Raw genomic sequence first — 21,643 nt, 5'->3', positions numbered from 1 at the left:
CTCTTCTTGAGACCAACTGACCTGCCCTCAATTCGGGCGGTTCAGTTCATCCGAGTACAACGCGTCCGGCAGTTCCTCGGCCAGCCACGTCATGAACTTCACGTTCAGCAGGTGACTGGTCGCCACCCGCCCGAACGCCGCGCCGTTGTGTTCCGTCTTCGCGTTCCCGAACCCATACTGCCCCACCACGAACGTCCCATCCGGCTGGAAGTACGCGATGGCGGACCCCTGCGGGTCACGGAACCACCACGAGAACTCACTCCCGGGGTCCCGGCTGCGCACCGGCAGGGCCAGCCGCTCCTGCACCTGCACGTACCGCTCATCATCCGCGTAGGCGTGCCGGAAGCCACGCGTGGCCGTCTCGATCATGTACCCGAACCGCCACCCGAAAAACCGCACATCGTACCGCAGGGGCCCGGACTCCAGCAGGATCGACGTGTCGTCCCGCCCGACCTCCACGCACTGGTACTTCTTGCACATGAACACCGCGAACGCATCCGCCGCCGTCGCGTACACGTTGAACCCCTCGCCGTAATGAAAGCCGCCCTGCCACTGCGTCACCGAAGGCCGCAGCGCCTCCGAGAACGGCAGGCCCAGGTACGCCCGCGCCGCCATCACTCCCTCTTCCAGCATGAACAGCGCCACGTCGATCAGCGTGTCCGCCCGGAACTGCTCATCGAAGCCCGCCGACTGCACCGCCACCACCAGCTCCCCCGACACCGGATCGAAGAACGCCCGCACCCCCGCGCACGAACCGCACACGTGATCAAGGCAGCGGTACGCGAACGCCTTCTGCTCCACCGACACGCACGACCGAATGTTGCACTCGGGAATCCGGGCGGACAGGGACAGGCCCAGAGCGTTGTCGATGAACGGGGCCGATACGTGAATGCCCCGGTAGTCGAATTCGATATCCTGGAATTCCTCGTCCATAACGTAATTCGTGAAGCTGTCATCACTGAGGCACAGCTCCTCAAGCGCCCAGGTGGCCGAAAAACGCATTTCTCCGACCTCTACGCCTTTGCGTAGGTGGGGTTCTGGTTTCTTCTTGTTGAACAGTCCGAACATCAGTCCTCTTCGTCTTTCATGTTGAGTTGCTTGGCGGCGTCTTCCACGATGCTGTCGGGGTTGAGGCTGGGAAACAGTTCATCCAGGGTGTCGGTCACGACCTTCAGCAGGACGTTCCCGTCTTCCTCGGTGGCTTTCTTCTCCTTCTTCTCGCCCTTGAGTTCGCTGGCTTTGGCCTTGAAGGGTTCAGCGACCGCCTTCCCGGCTGTCTTGGTCAGCACCTCGTTGACGGCCTCGGAGCCCAGCATGACGGTCGAGGCCAGCGGGGTGGTGCTACGCAGCGCCTCGACGACCTTCTGGTACTTCTCGATGCGGTCGTTGATGGGCGCGCGGACCGGGGTGCTCAGGGCCATGCCCAGGCGTTCCAGCGCGCCCTTGCGGCCCGCGTTCTGACCGAAATAGTGTTCCAGCACCTTCTTCGAGGCGTCCAGAGCTTCGGTTTTGATGGCAAGATGCTCCAGAGTGGTAGACGGGTGGCGGGCCACGAAGGTCTGCGCCTGACGCGTGAGTTGCTCGCCAGCCTTGTTCACTGCTTCCTCTGCCTGCGCCTGCGCACGCTGCCTGATCTGCTGCATGGCACGGTCACTGACCGGCCCCGCCCTGCGCTGCCCCAGCAGGACCGCTTCCGTGTCCTGCGCGACCTTGTCCCGCAGGCGTTTCTCGGCGAGGGCGCGGGCGGCGGCGACTTCCCGGGCGTACAGCGTGGGGGCGCCCTGTTCGGCCAGGGCTTTGAAGTCCGCCTGGACGCTGCCGTGGCGGCCCAGCAGACCGGAGAGGTCCTTGTTCAGGTCCTTGCTGGCCTCTCCCCAGACCTTGTTCAGGTGCGTGCGGATGGCGGTGCCGCTGGCGCGGAATTCAACGATGGCTTTGGCGACGTGCCCACCGGGGTTGCGGGCGATCAGGTCGTCGAGGCGTTTGACGGTGTGTTCCTTGAGGTGCCGGGCCTGCCGGGCGACGCTGGTCTGGGCGATCTTGCCGCCCATGCTGGCGCGGGCCGCGTCGAGCCGGTCGGCGGCGGCGACCTTGCCCTTGACGAGGTTGCGGCCGAGGCGGTCGCCGAGGGTGTTCACGGCTTTCTGGGCGCGGCGGGCGAGTTTCACGCCGGGGCTGTTGGCGACCTTCTGCTTGAGGTGGTCGCGCAGGGCGCGGTCGTACACGCGGGCGCGGCGGACGGTGTTCCGCGCCGTCTGTCTGGCTTTGCGGGGGAGTTCCGTGGCGAGGCGGCGGAGGGTAGGGGTCTGGTCGTGCAGGAACTTCGCGGCGCGTTTCTGCGCGTCGGTGAGGGCCGCGCGGGGCCCGGCGGTGGCGTCCTTGAGGCGTTTGACGCCGGCGTTCCGGAGGTTGGTCAGGCTGGCGGCGGCACCCCTGGCGTGGCGGGTGACGGTGCGGCGCAGCAGGCGGGCGTTGGCCCGGACGTAGTGGGCGGCGGTGGCGGCGGCTTTCTGCACGCCCTGCGGGAGGTATTTGCGGGCGACCGTCGCGGCGGCGGCTCCGATGCGTTTGGCTCCGGCGGCGGCGAGGTGGCCCAGGCCGCGCGCGGCGGGCAGCGCACCCTGGCCGAAGGCTTTGGCCGTCCCCACCAGGGCTTTCCCAGCGAACTTGAAGATGGGGCCGCCCACGCTGCCGACGACGGCGTCGATGGCGACGCTCCTGGCGGTGACGCCTTCCAGGGTGGAGCGTTTCTTGAACCGGTAGGTGCTGTCCTTCTGCGCTTTAGCTTTGGCGGCGGCGTTGAAGACCTTGTTCTCCACGACCTGCGCGGCCACGCCGCCTGCGGCGCTGATGCCGGCAGCCAGGGCCAGGGCGGGGGCAGTCAGGGCTCCGCCGCTGGCGACGGTGGCGACCCCGACAGCGGTCAGGGCGACGCCTTTCCAGAATTTCGCCTTGCCTTCCGGCGTGGCGTACCACTTCCTGAACTGCGTGACTTTGGCGCTGGCAAACCGCCCGGCGGCGCTGGCAGCGTTCCTGACAGGATTCGCGGCGAATGCGGCGGCGTCGGCGGTGATCTTGCGGGCGCCGCTCATCAGGGCTGGCAGGGCCTTCCGGGTGGTGTCGTGCAGGGCCCTGAGTTTCTGGCGGAAGAAGCCCATCACGCCACCGGCGCTGGGAGTGGCGGCGGCTGTCGGTCTGGCGGGACGACCCTTGAGAGAGTTGGGGTTCAGGGCCGGCTGTTGAAGCGTGGCAGAACGGGGCGCAGGACGCATGACGGCCGTGCGGGGTCCGCCGGGTGCCGGTTTGGCTGCGTTTCTGGGCAGTTGCGGCCCGAGTTTCGCGGCGGGTTTCGGGGTGGGGGGCGTGCGGCCCGGTCGGGCGGCGGTGGCGGCAGCTTTTGCCGTCCGATTTCCGCCGGTTCCCTTGTTGCCTGACGCCTTACTGCCCGCCCCCTTGTGGCTGGCTGTGTTCCTGCCTGCGCCCACCCTGGTCTGCGCGGACGAGGCGGGCGCGCGGGCCTGGGTGGGCGCGGCGGCCTGAGCCTTGGGCTTCTTGCGGACGGGAACCTGGGGAGTTTCGAACATCACGTCACCTGAGGGGATGGAAGGCGCACAGACGGCAGCGCAGCGGGAGAAGCCAGCAGAGGGCAGTTTGTGGAGAAGTGTAGAGCTGACCGGGCGTCTCGCCAAGCGAAAATGACCAGGGGTGACCCTCATGAACGCCCCCTTAACGGGCGTGGGACGGCAGCGCAGCGGGCCGCCCTTCAAACGAAAGGCGGCCCGCCAGGGTCGGGGTTGATGTAATCGCAGCCCGCTTCTTACAGGGTCTGATTCACTGGGCGCAGGATGCGAGGAACAGGCCAGTTGGCCTCACCATCCGTCAGGCGCGTTTGAACAGTAGCGCGGCGTTCTGGCCGCCGAACGCGAAGGAGTTGCTCAGGGCGTACTCGACCTGCTGCTCGCGCGCGCCTTCGGGGATGTAGTCGAGGTCGAGTTCCGGGTCAGGGTCGGTCAGGTTGATGGTGGGCGGCAGGATGCCGTCCCGCAGCGCCTGTGCGACGGCAATGGCCTCGATGGCGCCGGCCGCGCCGAGCAGGTGCCCGGTCATGCTCTTGGTGGAACTGACGGCCAGGGTGTGGGCGTGCTTGCCGAACACGTGCTTGATGCCCTGCGTTTCGTGCAGGTCGTTGAAGTGCGTGCTGGTGCCGTGCGCGTTGATGTACCCGACCTGTTCGGGGTTCACGCCGGCGGTGCGCAGGGCCATGCGCATGGCGACCTGCGCGCCGCGGCCCTCGGGGGCGGGCGTGGTGATGTGGTGCGCGTCGGCGCTGGTACCGTACCCGACGATCTCGGCGTAGATGGTCGCGCCGCGCGCCACGGCCTTCTCGTACTCTTCGAGGATCACGACGCCCGCGCCCTCGCCCAGCACGAAGCCGTCGCGGGTGGCGCTGAACGGGCGGCTGGCCTGCTGGGGTTCGTCGTTGCGGGTGGACAGGGCTTTCATGTTCGAGAAGCCGCCGATGGCGATGGGCGTGATGGCGGCCTCGCTGCCCCCGGCGATCATGGTGTCCGCGAGGCCCAGCTGGATGTACCGGGCGGCGTCACCGATGGCGCCGGTGCCGGTGGCGCAGGCGGTCACGACGGTGCTGCTGGGGCCGGTCGCGCCGTAGCGCATGGCGACGTGCCCGGTGGCCATGTTGGCGATCATCATGGGAATGAACATGGGGCTGATGCGCCCCGCGCCGCGCGAGTGCAGCACCCCGGCCTGATCCTCGAAGGTTTTCACGCCGCCGATGCCGCTGCCGACGATGGTGCCAGTGCCCTCGCCGCGCAGCTGTTCCTCGGTCAGGCCGCTGTCCTGCACAGCCAGGGCGGCGGCGGCCAGCGCGAGTTGCACGTACCGGTCGAGCTTGCGGGCCTCGCGGGGGTCCACGAAGGGCGACAGGTCGTCGTTGACTTCCCCGGCGATCTTGCTGGCCGTGTCGGCCGGATCGAAGTGCGTGATGGTGGCAATGCCGCTCTTTCCGGCGCGTTGCGCCTGCGCGTAGGCCTGCGCGCCCACGCCGATCGGCGTGACCGGCCCGAGGCCCGTGATAACAACCCGTTTCAACCCTGAGACGCTCACTGCATCCCCCCCTTTGGTGTGCCGGAGGTGCGCGCGAAAACGGCGCCGCGACCTGCTGGCATTGATGCTGGCATTGGCTTGACCTGCGGCGTGGCAGGTGTTCGGTCACGCAACGGATGGGGGCGGGAGCGGCAATGCACCGCGCCCCGCCCCGTCATCCTGCGCCCCCCGAGAGTGGGGGGCCAGCGCGTTTACTGCTTGGTCTCGATGTAATCCACGGCGGCCTGGACCGTGCGGATCGTTTCGGCGTCCTCATCACTGATGGTGATGCCGAACTTGTCTTCGAGACCCATGATCAGTTCCACGGTTTCGAGGCTGTCGGCACCCAGGTCCTCCACGAAGCGGGCCTCGGGAACCACCTTGTCGCCGTCCACGCCGAGCTTGTCAACGATCACGTCTTTCACATCATCAAAAGTTGCCATGAGTTCGTACCTCCTGATACTGAAGTCTGCGCCAGTCTACACGCGGTGCCCATGAGAGGCAGCTGATCTGAACGGGGTTCAACTCGGCCGCCTGTGGACGCGTCGGGTCAGTGGGGGTTCAGGCCGCCGTCCACGCCGATGGTCTGCCCGGTCACGTACCCGGCGGCGTCACTGGCGAGGAACGCCACGACCGCCGCGACCTCTTGCGGCTGGCCGAAGCGCGCCAGGGGAATGCTGCCCAGGTACCCCTGCTGCACGTTCTCGGGCAGTTGCGCGGTCATGTCGCTCTCGATGAAACCGGGTGCAACAGCGTTCACGGTGATGCCGCGCCCGCCGTACTCCTTGGCCAGCGCCTTGCTCAGGCCGATCAGTCCGGCCTTGCTGGCCACGTAGTTCGCCTGCCCGGGGTTGCCGGTCAGGCCGACTACGCTGGCGATGTTGATGATCCGGCCCGAGCGGGCGCGCATCATGTGCTTGATCGCGGCGCGGCAGGCAATGAAGGCGCTCGACAGGTTCGTCTGGATGACGGCGTCCCAGTCCTCGTCTTTCATGCGGATGGCGAGGTTGTCGCGGGTGATCCCGGCGTTGTTGACCAGCACGTCCAGGCGGCCCATGTCCTTGATGACAGTCTCGACGAGCGTCCCGGCGTTGGCGGGCACGGTCAGGTCGGCGCCGAACACCTCGGCGCGCACGCCGGAGGCGCGGGCCTCGTCGGCGACCTTGCGGGCCTCGTCAGCGTTCCGGCCGTAGTGAACGGCGACATCGAAGCCGTCCTGCGCGAGTTTGAGGGCCATGGCGCGGCCCAGGCCACGGCTGCTGCCGGTGATCAGGGCGACTTTACGGGGGGTTTCGGTCATGGGTGGGTCCTCTGAGAAAAGGGGGATGGGCGGTTCACAGCGTGAAGTCCTGCACCTGCGCGGCCGTGCCGACGTTGATGGTGCGGGCGTCGGGCAGGATGCGCTTGATCAGGCCGGTCAGGACGGTGCCGGGGCCGAATTCGATGAACACGTCCGCGCCGGCCGCCGCGAGGGCTTGGATGGTCTCGACCCAGCGGACGGCGCCGGTGATCTGTTCGGTCAGCAGGCCGGGCAGGGCGGTGGGGTCGGTGTTCGGCTGGGCGGTCACGTTCGCATACACCGGGAAGGCGGGCGGCGCGAACGCGGTCGTCTGGAGGTCCGGGGCGAGGCCGCTGGCGGCGGGGTCCATCAGGGGGCAGTGGAAGGGCGCGCTGACCTTCAGGGGGATGGCTTTCAGGCCGCGTGCCTTGAGGGCGGCGTTCGCGGCTTCCACGCCTTCTTTCGTGCCGCTGATGACGGTTTGGGTGGGCGCGTTGAAGTTGGCGGGCTGCACACCGTCAGTGGCGGCGCAGACCTCCTGGACGACGGCCGGGTCGCCCATGACGGCGCTCATGGCGCCTGCGCCGACCGGCACGGCGGCCTGCATCAGTTCGCCGCGCCGGCGGGTCAGGCGCAGGGCGTCCCCGAGGCTCAGGGCGTCGGCAGCGACCAGTGCGGAGTACTCGCCCAGCGAGTGCCCGGCAGCGAACGCGGGTGTCAGGCCGGTCTGCGCGCGCCACGCACGGTACGCGGCGACGCTGGCGGCCACCAGGGCGGGCTGCTGGTTGGCGGTCAGGGTCAGGTCGTCCAGTGGGCCGGACTCGATCAGGGCGCGCAGGCCCGGCAGGACGTGCTCGACCTGCGTGTAGACCTCGGCAGCCTCGGGGAACGCGGCGGTCAGGTCAGCGCCCATGCCGACGCTGTGGCTGCCCTGACCGGGGAACAGTGCGGCGATCTTCATGCGCTCACCTCGACGGCCTGTGCGGGGTTCAGGCTGGGCGCGCCGCCCCACCATTTCATGGTGCCCGCCACCCAGCTCAGGCCGCCGCCGAACGCGATCAGCAGCAGTTGCTGGCCGTCCTGCACGCGGCCGTCCTGCACGGCCTCGTCGAGGGCCATGGGCACGGTCGCGGAACTGGTGTTGCCGTAGCGGTCGAGGTTCACGACGGCGCGCTCCATGGGCAGCCCGAAGCGGTCCATGGCCGCCTCGATAATGCGCACGTTCGCCTGGTGCGGAATGACCCAGTCCACGTCGGCGCTGGTCAGGCCGCTCTTGGCGAGCACCTGCGCGCCGCTCTCGCCCAGCACGCGCACCGCGAACTTGAAGACCTCGCGGCCGTTCATGCCGACCGAGTGGCCCATGTCGAAGCCGCCGGGCAGGGTGGGCGCCACGCAGCGCAGGTACAGGCTGGACCCGCCGTTGCCGTCGGCGCCCATCACGAATTCCTGGAAACCGTACCCGGCGGGGACCGGGCCGACCACGGCCGCGCCCGCGCCGTCCCCGAACAGGATCGCGGTGTTGCGGTCGTCCTGGTCCACGATCTTGCTGAGGGCCTCGGCGCCCACGACGAGGACGCGGCGGGCCGCGCCGCTCATGATCAGGCCCTGCGCAACGCTCAGGCCGTACACGAAGCCGCTGCACGCGGTGCTCAGATCGAAGGCGGCCGCGCCCACCAGACCGACCTGCATGCCGATCAGGGCGGCAGTCGAGGGCATCAGCGCGTCGGGGCTGACGGTGGCGCAGATGATGGCGTCCACGCCCTGAAGGGCCTGCGGATCGCGCTCCAGCATGTTGCGCACGGCCATGACGCCCACGTCGGACGTGAACTGTTCCGGCGCGGCGAAGCGGCGTTCGCGGATGCCGGTGCGGGACTCGATCCAGTCGGCGTTGGTGTCGATGCGGGCCTCGAATTCCGCGTTGGGCACGATGCGTTCTGGCACGTACATGCCCAACGCAGTGATGCCGAGGCTGGGGCGGGCGGCGGGGTCACTCATGCCACGCACGCTAGCATTCTTTGAACGGCCGTTCAATGAATTCGGTACAGAGTTCAGGGCAGAGTCCATGAGGACGGGCACGCCCCAGCCCAGCAGAAAAAGGGGGAGCGCCCCGCAGGACACTCCCCCCCTTCACCGGACGCCGGTTTACTCGGCGGCTTCCGTGCTGCTCTCTTCGGTGCTGGCTTCCGCGCTGGCCTCATCGGCAGCGGCTTCGGTCTGACCGCCCGCCAGCTGCGCGATGGCCTGCTGCAGCGCCTTCTCACGGATCAGGCTGGTGTAGTACGAGTTGATGCCGTTCGGCCCGAGCTGCTTGCTCAGGTCGGCGGGGCTCAGGCCGTTCGCCTGCGCCAGGGCCATCATGGTCTGGTTGAACTCGGCGTCGCTCACCTCAACCTTCAGGTCCTCGGCCAGGCGCTCCAGGGCCAGGTCGCGCTTCACGCGGGTCTCGGCGTTCTTGCCGAGGTCCGCCATGAACTCGTCGAGCTTGCCCTGCTCCTTCATGAAGGTCTCGTACTCGCCCCACTTGACGCCCTGGCGGCCCAGGTCGTCCTGAATCTCGGCCTGCATGGCCTCGCGGCGGCGGTCCAGCAGCGCCTGGGGAATGTCGGCGGTCATGCCCTCGACCAGGTGGTTGATGAACTCCTCGCGGCGGCCGGCCTCGCCTTCCTGCTGCGCGCGGCGTTCCAGTTCACCCTTCAGGTCGGTGCGCAGGCGCTCCAGCGAGTCGAAGTTCAGGCTCTTGGCGAACTCGTCGTCCAGTTCCTGCAGCTTCTTGGTCTTCACGTCCATGATCTTCACGGTCACGGTGTGCTCGGCGTGCTCGTGGTCGCCGTGCTGGTGGGCGGGCACCGTGATTTCCACGGTGTCACCCTTGTTCTTGCCCAGCAGCGCGTCGCGCACGTGCGCCTCGGCGACGTCCAGGTACACGGGGTACGTGCCGCCATCCTCGCCCTGCTCCTCGATGGTCACCTGATCGCTGGCCTCAATGGCGCGGTCGGCGTCGTCGAAGGTCGCGTTGCGCTCCTGCAGGTCATTCAGGGTGCGGTCCAGGACCTCGTCGGTGATCTCGGGCGCGGCGGCCGTCAGGCTCAGGCCGCTCCAGTCGCCCAGGCTCACTTCGGGGTAGGTTTCGCCCTTCACGGTGAACTCGAAGGACTGACCGCTCTTCAGGGGCTGCGGGTCGATGTTGGCGTCCACGAGGCTGAGTTTCAGTTCACGGGCAGCCTGGGAGTAGTGGGTTTCCAGCAGACGGTCACGCACTTCCTGCTCGACGTAACCCTTCCCGACGCGGCCCTCGATGACCTTGCGGGGCGCCTTGCCCGGGCGGAAGCCGGGAACGCGCACGTCGCGCGCCAGTCCGGACCACACCTGGTCGTATGCACGGTTCACTTCGGCGGCCGGCACCGACACCTTGAATTCCACCTTGTTGCCTTCTCTGCTGATCAGCTCTGCCATTGGGTCTCCCGTCTGCGCCCGCAGCGCCCCGCCCCACAGGTGGGACCAGCCGCCAGGGCGCGTTTCTCGTTGATTCTGCCGTGCCGGCCGCGCCCCCACCCGGGCAGGGGCGCGCGACATGCCGCCGAACATCATAGTGCATTTGCCCGGCGGTACCTGCGGGAAGCGGCGGCCGGACCCCCTGAGAGATCCGGCCGCCGCTGCGCCGTGCTGGTGCGGGAAATGGGACTTGAACCCACAACCTGTGAAGGGCCAGATCCTAAGTCTGGTGCGTCTACCAATTCCGCCATCCCCGCGTGTGTTCCCTGACCCTGGTGCGGTCAGGGGATAAAGAAGTTCCGGCCCTCTGCATTGCTGCGGGGGCCGGAACCGGTCTGGGGTGGATTAGGGGACTTGAACCCCCGGCCTCCGCTTCCACAGAGCGGCGCTCTAACCAACTGAGCTAAACCCACCGTACCTTGCACCCACGTCCTGTCAGGCCCACACAGCTTAAAGGCACGGGGGCGGCGTGTCAATCCCGCCCCCGCGCCGCGCCGGTCAGGGCCGGGTGTTCAGGTAGGCCTGAATGGCGTTCAGTTGCGCCTGGGTGGGGGCCGAGCCGTCCAGGCCTGCGGCGTCGAAGCGGGGCATCACGGCGCTCAGGGTGCGGCCGTCCGGGGTGCGGCCGTGCAGAACGGCCTGCGTGAACCCCGCGGCGCTCCAGCCGGCCGGGGCACTCAGGGCCGGGCCGAGGGCTCCCCCGGCGTCCGCGCCGTGGCAACCGGCGCAGTTCCCGGCGTACAGCGCGCCGCCGTCGGGGACGGTGCCGGTGGCGGCCGTGACGACCGCCCCGCCGGCGGTACCGGCCAGCCGTTCTCCCGCCTGGTACGCGGCGGTGCCCAGCGCGGCGGCCAGGGCCAGCACGGTCATGAAGGCCGTGACCTGCCGGCGGGTGAACCAGCGGTCCTCGGGGCTGGTCAGTGAGCCGGCGGGGGGACCAGCGTGGGGGGCGGCGGGCGGGCCGGTACGTGAGCCGCTCACCAGAGCCTCTGACCGGGAATGAACTGGTAGTTCGCGAGCATCGGGGCGATCACCGGGCCGTACACCAGGATCACCAGGATCAGCGCGGCGAAGGTCAGGGCCAGCAGCGGTTCGGTGCGGCGCACCAGCAGGCTGGCCTCCCGCAGGTTCTGACCGGCGGGGCTGATGGCCTCGCTGGTGGGGATGGGGGTGCTTTCCGGGTCGTCCAGGCGCGGCGAGAGCAGCGTGCGGATCAGGACCGTGTAGAACAGGACCGCCGCGACGAACAGCACGCCGCCGCTGATCGCGGTCAGGAGTTTGGGCAGGGCCATGTTCATGCTGTCGTACGCGGCCTGCTGCGCCGAGGCGCTGACCTGCGCGCGCCGGGGCACGCCCGCCAGTCCCTGCCAGTGCATACCCAGCGCGAACAGCATCATGCCGCCGAACCACCACCACGCCGAGGCGAGCGCCAGACGGGGCGCGAACAGGCGCTTGCCGGTCAGGTGCGGCACCAGCCAGAACATCACGCCCATGAACGTCAGGGTGGTCGCGGTGCCCACCGTGATGTGAAAGTGACCGGGAATCCAGGCGGTGTTGTGCACGACCGGCGCGAAGGCCATAGAGGCGTTCACGATGCCGCCCGCCCCGCCGAAGATGAACGACACCATGGCGAGCACCTGCGCGGTCACGCTGGCGTTCCCCCACGGCAGGCGGCGCACCCAGCCGACCACGCCCCGGCCCCCCCGGGCGCGGGCGGCGTCTTCGAGGGACGCGGCGGCGCTGAAGGCGGTCAGGAGGCTGGGCACGGCCACCAGGAACGTCAGGAACATGTGAATGACCTTCCAGGTGTTCTGCACGTTCGGGTCGGCGTACTGGTGGTGCAGGCCGACCGGCACGCTGAACACTAGGAACATGGCGAAGGCCAAGCGGGTCAGGCCCTCGCTGGCCATGCGGCCGCCCGCCTGCCGGGGCAGGAACGCGTACCACGAGATGTACGCCGGCAGCAGCCAGAAGTACACGATGGGATGCCCGGTCCACCAGAACAGCGTTCTGGCCAGCAGCGGGTCCACGCCACGCGTGAGGCCCAGCGACCAGGGAATCAGCATGCCCACGACCTCGACCACCAGGCCCAGCGCGGCCACGGCCCACATCAGCCACGTGGCGACGCTCATGTACGTCACGACGGGCGTCACGCGGCCCGGGTTGGCGCGTTTCCAGCTCAGCCACAGGCCTACGACCTGCCCGGCGACCAGCAGGCTCGCGGCGACCATGACGGCCGCGCCGATGTAGAACACGGGGCTGCCTTCCAGCGGCGGGTAGAAGGTGTACAGCACGGTCGCGTTGTTCATCAGGAGCGGGACGGCGGCCGTGAGCAGTCCGGCGGTCATGGTCAAGTACGTGAACCACGCAAAGCGCATGTTGGGCCGGACGTTCAGGTCGCGGGCCGGCAGGTACAGCATCCAGCCGCTGATGAAGAACTGCGTGAACACCAGCGCGTTCAGGACGCCGTGCAGTGTCAGGCCCTGGTAGTAGGACTTGATCAGCACCTTCAGCAACGGGAACTCGTACACGTTCACGCCGCCGTAGTTCAGGGCCTGCAGTGGCCCCAGCAGCACGCCGATCAGCAGGGCCAGGAAGGCCGTGACGGCGTAGTACTGCGTCAGTTTCTTCAGGTTGGTCAGGGTGGCGGTGTCCAGGCCGGGCAGCGCCGGGCTGGGAGCCGACTGGGACGGAAGGGCAGTGGTCATGGGGTCTCCGTGGGCGCTTCGACGATGAAGCGGGTGATCATGTTGTGGTGACCCGCGCCGCAGTACTCGTTGCAGATGACGTGCTGCTCGCCGGGGTGGCGGAAGGTCACGGTGAGCGAGGCGACGTGGCCGGGCAGGATCTCCACGTTGACGTTCGTGCCGGTCACCTGGAAGCCGTGCACGACGTCGGTGGCGGTCACGTGCAGCGTGACGGGCACGCCCGCCGGGACGCGCAGCACCGCTGGCTGGAACGTGAAGCCCCCGGCCACGAGGTAGGCGTCCAGGGTGCCCTGGGCGTTCAGGACCGACTGCCCGGCGCGGTCCACAACAAGGCCCGGTGTCGCGAAGGGCGTGGCGGCCAGTTGCGCGGGGTCCACGCGGCCCTTCACGACCGGGCCGTCGTGCGCGTGGCCGGTGCCGGCCTTCAGCAGCGGGTACGTGCCGCTGATCAGGCTGGCCAGCACGCCCACGAACAGCAGGACCGTCAGGACGACCGCGACGCCCAGCCACGCCGTCTCGTAGCGTTCCAGGGTGTGGTGGTCCAGGCGGGCGGCGGGGTCGGTGCCGCTCACGCGCGCCCCTGCAATACGCCCAGCACCAGCATCCACAGGCCCAGGATGCTCAGCAGCAGCGTGAGGACCACGGCCAGCGTGCCGCGTGGAGCCGCGCCCTGTGAGGGACTGCCCTGTGAGAGCGTGCCTGCTGGCGGCGCGCCGCGCCCCTCGGGAGGCGGGACGCTCACCGCGCGGCCCCCGCACCGGTTGCGGACGGACCGGCCGCCGCGTAATCGCGCAGCACGTCGCTGACGGTCACGACACCCACCACGCACCCCGCCGCGTCGATCACGGGCAGCGCGCCCACGCGGTGCAGGAGCATGGTGTGAGCCGCGTCACGGGCGTCCGCGTCGGGGGTGGTGGTCAGGACCGAGCGCCGCATGACGTCGGCGACCGTCACGGCGGCCAGCCGGGTGGTGGCCTCCCAGGGGGACAGGCTGGACACGCGGCTGGGCATCGCCTCGCGCAGGTCACGGTCGGTGACGATCCCGACCAGCGTGCCGGCGTCCACGACCGGCAGGCGCCGGATGCCGTGCGACCGCATCAGGTGCGCCGCCGCCAGCAGCGAGAGGGTGGGAACAGCCGTGATCACCGGGGTACTCATCAGGTTATGAATTCGCATGGGGAACCCTCCATGCCTGGAGGGTCCGGTGAGGGCATTACCGGGGCATTACGGCTGCGCGCCGGGCCCCGCTCACTCCACGCCCGGAACCTACTTCTTTCCTGCCCGTCTCCTGCTCGCGTCCGCTCGGATTAAACGGTTGTGCAAACCATTCGAGCGGGGTCCGGATCAGTCGCGGGAACCGGCCGGGCGGAACGGGGTGTCCACGCAGGGCAACTCGCCGCCTTTCAGGCGCTCGGCGAAGGCCACGGTGTCGGCCATGGGCGTGTCGCCGATCTCGGCAGCCAGGAACGCCCTGTAGCGGCGGTAGTGTTCGGTGGCGGCATAGCGCCCCCTGGTCGTGGCGAGGCAGGCCATCAGGCGCTGGTGGTGGTCCTCGCCGATCAGCGGGTCGGTCGCGGCGGCCCGCACGAGTTCCTGCGCGGCCAGTGGGCATTCGTGCGCGTCGCAGTGCAGCCGCGCCAGGGTCAGGTGGGCTTCCACGACGGCCGCGCGGTGCGCCTGCCGGGCCGCCTGCACCCACTCGCCGCTCAGGTGCGGCAGGTACTCGCCGTCCGCGCTGGCCAGGGCGCGGCGCAGCAGTTCCTCGCGTTCGCGTGGGGGGGCCGCCTGCCGCGCGCCGCGGAGCGCGTCGTGCAGGGTGGCGGTGTCGCTGGCGGCCAGCAGGTCCGGGTGCAGCGCGTAGCGGCCCCCGCGTTCGCTCACGGCGTCCGGGTGGCCCAGCGCGTGCCGCAGGCGGTGCAGCGCCACCCGGAACCGGTTCAGGGCGGCGGGCGTGTCGTCCAGGTCCCACAGGTCGCGCAGCAGGTCGTGCCGGTAACGGCCGTCCGGGTGGGCGTGCAGGTACCACAGCAGCTCCCCGGCGCTGCGGGCGGGCCACACGACGGCCGCGCCGTTCACGAGGACCTCCGCCTGTCCCAGCGTGCGCAGCAGCCAGGTGGGCGCGGGAAGGGCGGAAGGCGTCTGGGTCTGGGGTGTCGTCATGCGACCTCCGGGCAACGGGAGAACTGTAAGTATCCTGACAGGTTCCGGCCGGTCAGCGTGTGATGTGCACTTCCCTTGCCTGCCCGGAGCGGTAGTGTGTGCTCACATGAATTTCAATCTGCCAGAGGACCTGCGCGAGGTGCAGGCGACCATCCGTGACTTCATGCTGTCGCGCGTGGAGGCCCGCGCGCACGAGATCGAGGAGACGAACAGCGTGCCCCCGGAACTGCTGCGCGAGGCCGCCGACCTGGGCCTGTTCGGCCTGAGCATCCCCGAGGAGTACGGCGGGGTGGGCCTGGGCGCGCTGGGCCGCTGCGCCGCGTACGAGGCGCTCGGCATGGGCCACATGGGTTTCGGCGGTGTGATCAGTGCGCACGCCAGCATCGGCACCAGCGGCCTCGTGAAACTGGGCAGCGACGAGCAGAAAGCGCGCTTCCTGCCGCGCATGGCGACCGGCGAGTGCGTCGCGGGCTTCGCCATCACGGAACCCAGTTCCGGCAGCGACGCCGCGAACATCCGCACCCGCGCCGAGAAAAAAGGCGACGTGTACGTCCTGAACGGCACCAAGCACTACATCAGCAACGCGCCCATCGCGGGCCTGCTGACCGTCATCGCCATCACCGACCCCAGCCAGGGCACCAGAGGCATGAGTGCCTTCCTGGTCGAGCCGCAGACCACGCCCGGCGTGAGCATCGGCAAGATCGACGAGAAGATGGGCCAGAAAGGCGCCCTGAGCGCCGAAGTCATCTTCCAGGACGCCGAGATCCCGGCCGCGAACCTGCTCGGCCCCGAACACATGGGCTACCGCGAGGCGCTGGGCATCCTCACCAACGGCCGCGTCGGCATCGCCGCGCGCAGCACGGGCGCCATGCAGCGCCTGCTGGACCTCTCGGTCGCGCACGCCAAGGCCCGCGAACAGTTCGGGAAGCCCATCGCGGAATTCCAGGCGGTGCAGTTCATGCTGGCCGAAATGGAAATCGCCGTGCAGACCAGCCGCGTCCTGTGGCAGAAAGTCGCGTGGATGGTCGACGAGGGCCAGGACGTGCGCCGCATGGCCAGTGTGGCCAAGTACCACGCCACCGAGGCGCTCTCGCAGGTGGCCGACAAGGCCGTGCAGGTCGCGGGCGGCATGGGGTACATGAAAGACAGCCCCGTCGAACGCTACTACCGCGACCAGCGCCTGCTGCGCATCTACGAGGGCACCAGCGAAATCCAGAAGATCATCATCGCGGGCGACCTGCTGCGCTGATCAGCCTTCCCGCCACCAGTGCAGGAAGGCGGGCAGGCGTTCGCGCCATGCGGGTTCGTCGTGCCAGTGGCCTGCGCCGACGGTGAAGCGGGCCTCTCTGACGTGCGGGGCGAGCTGGTCGGTCAGGTCGCGGGTGCGGGTCACGAGGTCCCGTGAGGCGGCCAGGGTGCCCCCCTCGTGGTCGCCCATGTCGATCCACACGCGCGCCTGCGGGTCGCAGCGCCCGGCGAGCCAGCACAGGAAGGCGTGGTCGGCGGGCCAGAGGGCGGGGCTGAAGACGCCCAGCGTGCCGTACGTGCCGGGGTCACGCAGGCCGGCGTAGGCGGTGATCAGGCCGCCGAAGCTGGAGCCGGCCAGCGCGGTGTCCTGCGCAGGGACAGGGCCGAAGCGGGCGTGCAGGTGCGGCAGGAGGCTGCCTTTCAGCCAGTCGGCGTACTCGTCCGCGCCGCTGTCGAAGTCGTTCAGTTCGAAGGGGAACGGGACGTAGCGGCGGCTGCGCCCGTGGTTCACGGGCAGCGCGGCGATGCGCACCGGGTGCCCGGCGTCCGCGAGGGTCTGCGCGGCCCCGGCGGCGTCCCAGCTCTCCCCGGCGAAGGTGGGGGCCTCGTCGAAGGCGTTCTGGCCGTCGTGCAGGATCAGCAGCGGCAGCGGGCCGTCGTGCCCGGCGGGCCACCACAGGCGCACGGGCTGTTCCCCCCAGGGGGCGTCCAGCACGGTTTCCTCGCGCGGTGGGGCGCTGCGGGCGGGGCGGTTGCTGCCTTCACTGGCGTCCTGCCATCCGGCCACGTGCAGGTCGATGCCAGCGTCGCCGGTCACGACGTGCCGGTGGGGGGCGGCGCGGCCTCCCCAGGCGTCGCCTTCTTCCGTGATGGTGCCGTCCGGGTGCCGGGCGCGGACCTTGACGCTCAGCAGGGTGCCTTCCGGGTGTTCGCTGAGCAGTTCTCCGGCGGAGTCGAAGGTCCAGCCGCCGGGCTCGCTGCTCCAGGCGCGGTGGTCGCCGGTCAGGAACAGCGCACCGCCGGTGGGGAGGGGCGGACGGTGGGATATGCGCCAGCGCAGGCGTGCCATGCGGCGCAGCATAGCGGCACCCTGCGCGCGGGCGGCCGGCGTGGGGGCAGGCGGGGCATGTGTAAACGCCTCGTCAGGTTGCCGTGAGGGTTGTGTCAGGCTTCCGGGCGTAGGATTTCAGCGTGAAGCACGAGGAATAGGCCGTTCGGCGGAGGGGCGCGGCAGGCTTGCCGCAACTCCTTCAACTTGATATAGTGGCACTCAAGTTTCTTGGTATCGAGCACGCCAGGAACCCCGCATCTCAGCCAGACCCGACCGGGCCAAAGGAGTTCCGCATGCCCACCGAAACCCACACCCTCCCCAGCAACGTCCCCGTCTGCCCCGTCCGCGGCAGCGTCATCTACCCCACCATGGTCCAGCACATCGACGCCAGCCGCGCCATCTCCATCGGCGCGATCGAGGCGGCCATGGCCAGCGACAAGGTCATCCTGATCGTCTCGCAGAAAGACAAGGACATCGACGACCCCAAGGGCAGCGACCTGTACGACGTGGGTACCGCCTGCAACGTCCTGCGCGTCCGCAAGAACCCGGACGGCACCGTGCAGATGCTCGTATCCGCCGTGGCCCGCGTCAGCGCCAGCAACTACACGCGCGGCGACTACCTCAGCGCCGACATCACCCCCATGCCCACCGAGACCGACGAACCCGTGGAACTGCAGGCCCTGAGCCGCGAACTGCGCGAACGCTTCGAGGCGATCTCCTCGGGCGGCAAGTTCACGGCCGAGAACGTGCAGAGCATCGGCGGTAAGGAAGACATCGGCGAGATGGCCGACCACATCGCCTTCAACCTCGACTTTAAACTGGAAGACAAGCAGGCGCTGCTGGAACTGCCCAGCCTGACCGCCCGCATCCGCAAACTGCTGACCCTGCTCGACACTGAACAGGAAGTGCAGGCCGTGCAGGCCAAGATCCGCGCGCAGGTGAAAGAAGAGATCGACAAGAACCAGCGCGAGTACTACCTGCGCGAGCAGATGAAAGTCATCCAGAAAGAACTCCAGGGTGGAGAGGACGGCGAGGAAGGCGACGAGGCCGAGCAACTGCGCGCCAAGATCGACGCGCTGGGCCTGAAACCCGAGGTCAAGAAGGAAATCGACCGCGAGGTCAACCGCCTGGCCCGCATGCACCCCGACGCCGCCGAGGCCAGCGTGATCCGCACGTACCTCACCTGGATCACCGAACTGCCCTGGAACGAACGCAGCGAGGACCAGCTGGACGTGGGGGCCGCCGCCGCCATCCTGGACGACGACCACTACGGCCTGGAGAAGGTCAAGGACCGCGTGCTGGAATTCCTGGCGGTGCGCCGACTGCGCAAGGAACGCGCCGCGCGCGGCGAACTGAGCGCCGAGGACGTGAACAAGGGACCCATCCTGGTGTTCACTGGCCCTCCCGGCGTCGGCAAGACCAGCATCGCGCAGAGCATCGCCAAGGCGCTGGGCCGCAAGTACGTGCGCATCGCCCTGGGCGGCGCGCGTGACGAGAGTGACATCCGCGGTCACCGCCGCACGTACATCGGCGCGATGCCCGGCCGCCTGATCCAGGGCATCCGCACCGCCGGCACCAAGAACCCCGTGATCCTGCTCGACGAGGTCGACAAGCTCGGCTCCAGCTACCAGGGCGACCCCTCGGCCGCGCTGCTGGAAGTGCTGGACCCCGCGCAGAACCAGCACTTCACGGACCACTACATGGGCGTACCCTTCGACCTGAGCGAAGTGATGTTCATCGCCACCGCCAACTACCCCGAGCAGATCCCCCCGGCCCTGATGGACCGCATGGAAGTCATCGACTTCTCCAGCTACATCGAGCAGGAAAAACTGGAGATCGCCAAACGCTACCTGCTGCCCCGCCAGCTGACCCAGAACGGCCTGAAAGGCAACCAGATCGCGTTCACGGACGCCGCGCTGGAAAAACTGATCAGCCACTACACCCGCGAGGCCGGCGTGCGTAACCTGGAACGCGAGATCGGCACGGTCGCCCGCAAGGTCGCCCGCCGCATCGCCACCGGCGAGACCAAACGCGCCAAGGTCACGGACAAGGAACTCGACCGGTACCTCGGGCAGGCCCGCCACACCCCGGAAACCGAGGGCAAGGAGGACACCGTGGGCGTCAGCACCGGCATGTTCTACACCCCGGTCGGCGGCGACATCCTGTTCGTGGAGACCAGCATCAGCCCCGGCAAGGGCCTGGTTCTGACCGGGCAGCTCGGTGACGTGATGAAGGAGTCGGCCCGCGCCGCCCTGACGTACATCAAAAGCAACGCCGAACGCTTCCACATCGACAAGGCCCGTATCGACGACAGCGAGATTCACATTCACGTACCCGCCGGCGCGATCCCCAAGGAAGGCCCCAGCGCCGGGGGCGCCATGGTCACCAGCCTCATCAGCGCCCTGACCGGCATTCCCGCCCGCCACGACGTCGCCATGACCGGCGAGATGACCCTGACCGGCCGGTACCTGCCCATCGGCGGCCTGAAAGAGAAAGTGCTGGGTGCGCGCCGCGCCGGCATCAAGCACATCATCATGCCCAAAGCGAACGAGAGCGACCTGCGCGACATCCCGGAGCACCTGCGCACCAGCATGCGCTTCCACCCCTGCGAGACCGTCGATCAGGTGCTCGACGTGGCCCTCGTGGGCGGCCTGAAAGCCCTCGAAACGCCCCGCGACGGCAGCGCCCCCGCCGCGCCCGCACCGGCCAAGCGCAAGAGCACCCGCCGCAGCCCCGACGCCCGCGCCTGAGCCGAAGCTCCGGTCAAGCCCCGGCGCCCTCCCCTGCCCCCACCCGCTGCGGTGGGGGTTTTTCTGTTCCGGCACGGGCGCAGCTCTGCCAGGGTGAAGCTATGCTGCGGGCCGATGCGCCGCCTCCTGACCCTGCTGCTGCTTGCGACCCTGGGCATGGCCCACGCCGCGTACTGTTTCGACGTGCCCGGCGAGGACCGCACGCTGCTGCCCCGGCTGATGGGCACCCCACGGCAGGTGACCGAGATTCGCAGCGAAGCGAATCCCGCCGCGCCGGACGAGCCCCCACGCACCACTACCCGCACGTTCACCTTCCAGAGCGGCCGCCTGACGCAGATCCAGACGCAGGCCCCGGGCGACCAGACCCGGACGCTGCTGACCCTGACCGGCAAGACCAGCTACCAGCGCGCCTGGGTCGGCCTGGAGGGCGTGTTCAGCGGGAAGAGTGTCACGCTCGCGCAGTTGCAGAAGCAGCCGCGCGAGCCGATCACGTTGACCTTCGACGCGCAGGGGCGGCTGACGGGCTACAGCGGCGTCTGGGAGACTGAAACCTTCCAGGCTGTGAAGGAACAGGTCAGCTGCACCTACTCCACCGCGAACCGGCAGGTGGTGGAGCGGGTCACGCGCGCCGGGGCCGTGTCCCAGGTGACGACCGCGCGGCTGGATGAACGCGGCCGCCTGATCCGGCGGGAGATCACCGTCAGCCTCCCCGGATCAGGCGCAGGCAGTACCCGCCAGACCACGTACACCTACGCCCCGGACGGCACGGGCATCCGCGTGGAGGACCGCGCGAACGGTGAGCTTCTTCCCGCGCAACTGATGGACACCGACCCGGCCGGGCGCGTGACGCGCATCCGCATGGCCGACCTGGGCGACGTGCAGGAACAGTGGGCCTTCACCTACGACGACCGGGGTAACTGGACGGCGCAGACCGGCACCATGCAGGGGCAGACGTTCATGACCGTCACGCGGCGCATCACGTACTGAACGTTCCTGCTGGACATTCCCGAACAGCCGCTCAGGGCGCGGTATCCTGCCGGGTGATGAGCGGCCCACTGACTTTTCTCGTGGCGAGCCCGCACCTGCGCGGCGAGGTGTTCGGGGGCGCGGTGATCCTGCTGCTGGAACACGACCGGCAGGGCGCGATGGGCCTGATCGTGAACGCCCCCATGGGCCAGAGTGTCAGCGACCTGCTGCCCGACACGCCGGGACAACCCGATCCAGCCTGGATGGGCGGCCCGGTCGACCCGACGCTCGGGTGGTGCCTGTACCCGCAACCCGTGGGCCTGGACGGCGAGATGCGGCTGACGGCGGACCTGAACGTGTCCAGCAGTCTGGACGTGCTGCGCGCCGTGATGGCCTCGGGGCAGCGCTTCATGCTGGTCCTCGGGTACGCCGGGTGGGGCGCGGGGCAACTGACCGAGGAAGCCCGTGAGGGCAGCTGGGTGTGGGTGGAGCAGGACACCCCGGAGCTGCTGTGGGACGTGCCCGCCGGGGAGCGCTGGCAGGAGGCATTGGACCGGCTGGGCGTGACGCCGGAAACCATCATGCCGGGCGGCGCTCAGGCCTGAACTGGCCCCCGGACCAGCCCCGAACTGGCCCTGAACCGGGCCGGGTGTCTGGACAGGTGGGGGCCTCACACCCGGAGGGCTTGCGCGGCATATGGGTGCGTGCTACTATCCCTCTCGCGCCGGAAACGGCCCGCCACAGGTATTCGGCAGTAGCTCAGTGGCAGAGCATCCGACTGTTAATCGGACGGTCGTTGGTTCGACCCCAACCTGCCGAGCCATGCAAACCCCCTCCCAGAGGGGGTTTTTTCGTTTGTCTCGCGTGCCCAACACACCGCGCCCCC

The 21,643-nt window shown here is 69.0% G+C and carries 19 protein-coding genes and 3 tRNA genes; 5 read left to right on the top strand and 17 right to left on the bottom strand.

What is annotated here, in order from left to right:
- Positions 1 to 27: 27 nt before the first annotated feature.
- From M8445_RS08440 to M8445_RS08365, 16 genes are all read right to left on the bottom strand, one after another.
- The gene (locus tag M8445_RS08440) at positions 28 to 1,002 is read right to left on the bottom strand and encodes a hypothetical protein (protein ID WP_273987324.1); all 975 of its coding nucleotides are present in this window, start codon (positions 1,000 to 1,002) and stop codon (positions 28 to 30) included.
- A 65-nt stretch (positions 1,003 to 1,067) separates the two neighbouring features.
- Complete coding sequence (locus tag M8445_RS08435) at positions 1,068 to 3,272, bottom strand: hypothetical protein (RefSeq protein ID WP_273987322.1); 2,205 nt, start codon at positions 3,270 to 3,272, stop codon at positions 1,068 to 1,070.
- A 607-nt stretch (positions 3,273 to 3,879) separates the two neighbouring features.
- Positions 3,880 to 5,109 (bottom strand): beta-ketoacyl-ACP synthase II, encoded by a 1,230-nt coding sequence (gene fabF, locus M8445_RS08430; protein WP_380090686.1) that lies wholly within the window; start codon positions 5,107 to 5,109, stop codon positions 3,880 to 3,882.
- A gap of 206 nt (positions 5,110 to 5,315) precedes the next feature.
- Positions 5,316 to 5,546, bottom strand: coding sequence for an acyl carrier protein (gene acpP / locus M8445_RS08425; RefSeq protein ID WP_273987320.1), 231 nt, complete (start codon positions 5,544 to 5,546; stop codon positions 5,316 to 5,318).
- Between the two features lie 107 nt (positions 5,547 to 5,653).
- Positions 5,654 to 6,403, bottom strand: a complete 750-nt coding sequence (gene fabG / locus M8445_RS08420) for a 3-oxoacyl-[acyl-carrier-protein] reductase (protein WP_273987318.1) — start codon at positions 6,401 to 6,403, stop codon at positions 5,654 to 5,656.
- A gap of 34 nt (positions 6,404 to 6,437) precedes the next feature.
- The gene (fabD, locus tag M8445_RS08415; RefSeq protein WP_273987316.1) at positions 6,438 to 7,343 is read right to left on the bottom strand and encodes an ACP S-malonyltransferase; all 906 of its coding nucleotides are present in this window, start codon (positions 7,341 to 7,343) and stop codon (positions 6,438 to 6,440) included.
- A complete protein-coding gene (locus M8445_RS08410; RefSeq protein ID WP_273987315.1) occupies positions 7,340 to 8,377 on the bottom strand; it encodes a beta-ketoacyl-ACP synthase III in 1,038 nt (345 codons plus the stop codon). The genes fabD and M8445_RS08410 overlap by 4 nt, the downstream gene beginning before the upstream one ends.
- Positions 8,378 to 8,524: 147 nt before the next feature.
- Positions 8,525 to 9,835: a trigger factor gene (gene tig, locus M8445_RS08405; RefSeq protein WP_273987314.1), complete on the bottom strand. Its 1,311-nt coding sequence runs from the start codon at positions 9,833 to 9,835 to the stop codon at positions 8,525 to 8,527.
- Positions 9,836 to 10,046: 211 nt separating this feature from the next.
- A tRNA-Leu gene (locus tag M8445_RS08400) sits at positions 10,047 to 10,131 on the bottom strand.
- 79 nt (positions 10,132 to 10,210) lie between these two features.
- A tRNA-His gene (locus M8445_RS08395) sits at positions 10,211 to 10,287 on the bottom strand.
- A gap of 85 nt (positions 10,288 to 10,372) precedes the next feature.
- On the bottom strand, positions 10,373 to 10,855 hold the full coding sequence (locus M8445_RS08390) for a c-type cytochrome (protein ID WP_273987313.1): 483 nt from the start codon (positions 10,853 to 10,855) through the stop codon (positions 10,373 to 10,375).
- Entirely contained in the window at positions 10,852 to 12,582 is a 1,731-nt protein-coding gene (locus tag M8445_RS08385) for a b(o/a)3-type cytochrome-c oxidase subunit 1 (protein WP_273987312.1), read from the bottom strand. Before M8445_RS08385 ends, M8445_RS08390 begins: the two co-directional genes overlap by 4 nt.
- Positions 12,579 to 13,154: a cupredoxin domain-containing protein gene (locus tag M8445_RS08380; protein ID WP_273987310.1), complete on the bottom strand. Its 576-nt coding sequence runs from the start codon at positions 13,152 to 13,154 to the stop codon at positions 12,579 to 12,581. Before M8445_RS08380 ends, M8445_RS08385 begins: the two co-directional genes overlap by 4 nt.
- Positions 13,151 to 13,324 (bottom strand): hypothetical protein, encoded by a 174-nt coding sequence (locus M8445_RS08375; protein WP_273987307.1) that lies wholly within the window; start codon positions 13,322 to 13,324, stop codon positions 13,151 to 13,153. Before M8445_RS08375 ends, M8445_RS08380 begins: the two co-directional genes overlap by 4 nt.
- The gene (locus M8445_RS08370) at positions 13,321 to 13,758 is read right to left on the bottom strand and encodes a CBS domain-containing protein (protein WP_273987305.1); all 438 of its coding nucleotides are present in this window, start codon (positions 13,756 to 13,758) and stop codon (positions 13,321 to 13,323) included. The genes M8445_RS08375 and M8445_RS08370 overlap by 4 nt, the downstream gene beginning before the upstream one ends.
- A gap of 168 nt (positions 13,759 to 13,926) precedes the next feature.
- Positions 13,927 to 14,742: an AfsR/SARP family transcriptional regulator gene (locus tag M8445_RS08365; RefSeq protein ID WP_273987303.1), complete on the bottom strand. Its 816-nt coding sequence runs from the start codon at positions 14,740 to 14,742 to the stop codon at positions 13,927 to 13,929.
- A 106-nt stretch (positions 14,743 to 14,848) separates the two neighbouring features.
- Here M8445_RS08365 and M8445_RS08360 point away from each other — a divergent pair, with 106 nt between their 5' ends.
- Complete coding sequence (locus tag M8445_RS08360) at positions 14,849 to 15,991, top strand: acyl-CoA dehydrogenase family protein (protein ID WP_273987302.1); 1,143 nt, start codon at positions 14,849 to 14,851, stop codon at positions 15,989 to 15,991.
- Here the strand turns inward: M8445_RS08360 and M8445_RS08355 are convergent, their stop codons facing one another.
- Complete coding sequence (locus M8445_RS08355; RefSeq protein WP_273987301.1) at positions 15,992 to 17,059, bottom strand: alpha/beta hydrolase; 1,068 nt, start codon at positions 17,057 to 17,059, stop codon at positions 15,992 to 15,994.
- 275 nt (positions 17,060 to 17,334) lie between these two features.
- On the opposite strand from M8445_RS08355, the gene lon reads away from it, so the two are divergent.
- The 4 genes from lon (at position 17,335) to M8445_RS08335 (ending at position 21,580) form a co-directional block, all read left to right on the top strand.
- Positions 17,335 to 19,791 carry an endopeptidase La gene (gene lon / locus M8445_RS08350; protein ID WP_273987300.1) on the top strand — a complete coding sequence of 819 codons (2,457 nt, stop codon included), beginning with the start codon at positions 17,335 to 17,337 and terminating at the stop codon, positions 19,789 to 19,791.
- 114 nt (positions 19,792 to 19,905) lie between these two features.
- A complete protein-coding gene (locus M8445_RS08345; protein ID WP_273987298.1) occupies positions 19,906 to 20,778 on the top strand; it encodes a hypothetical protein in 873 nt (290 codons plus the stop codon).
- 56 nt (positions 20,779 to 20,834) lie between these two features.
- Positions 20,835 to 21,362, top strand: a complete 528-nt coding sequence (locus M8445_RS08340; RefSeq protein WP_273987296.1) for a YqgE/AlgH family protein — start codon at positions 20,835 to 20,837, stop codon at positions 21,360 to 21,362.
- Between the two features lie 143 nt (positions 21,363 to 21,505).
- Positions 21,506 to 21,580: transfer RNA gene (locus tag M8445_RS08335), tRNA-Asn, on the top strand.
- Positions 21,581 to 21,643: the final 63 nt, after the last annotated feature.

It is taken from the genome of Deinococcus aquaticus (genome assembly GCF_028622095.1).
Classification (GTDB): Bacteria; Deinococcota; Deinococci; order Deinococcales; family Deinococcaceae; genus Deinococcus; species Deinococcus aquaticus.
The sequence above is the reverse complement of the archived record's forward strand: the minus strand, read 5'-3'. Positions and strand labels throughout refer to the sequence as shown.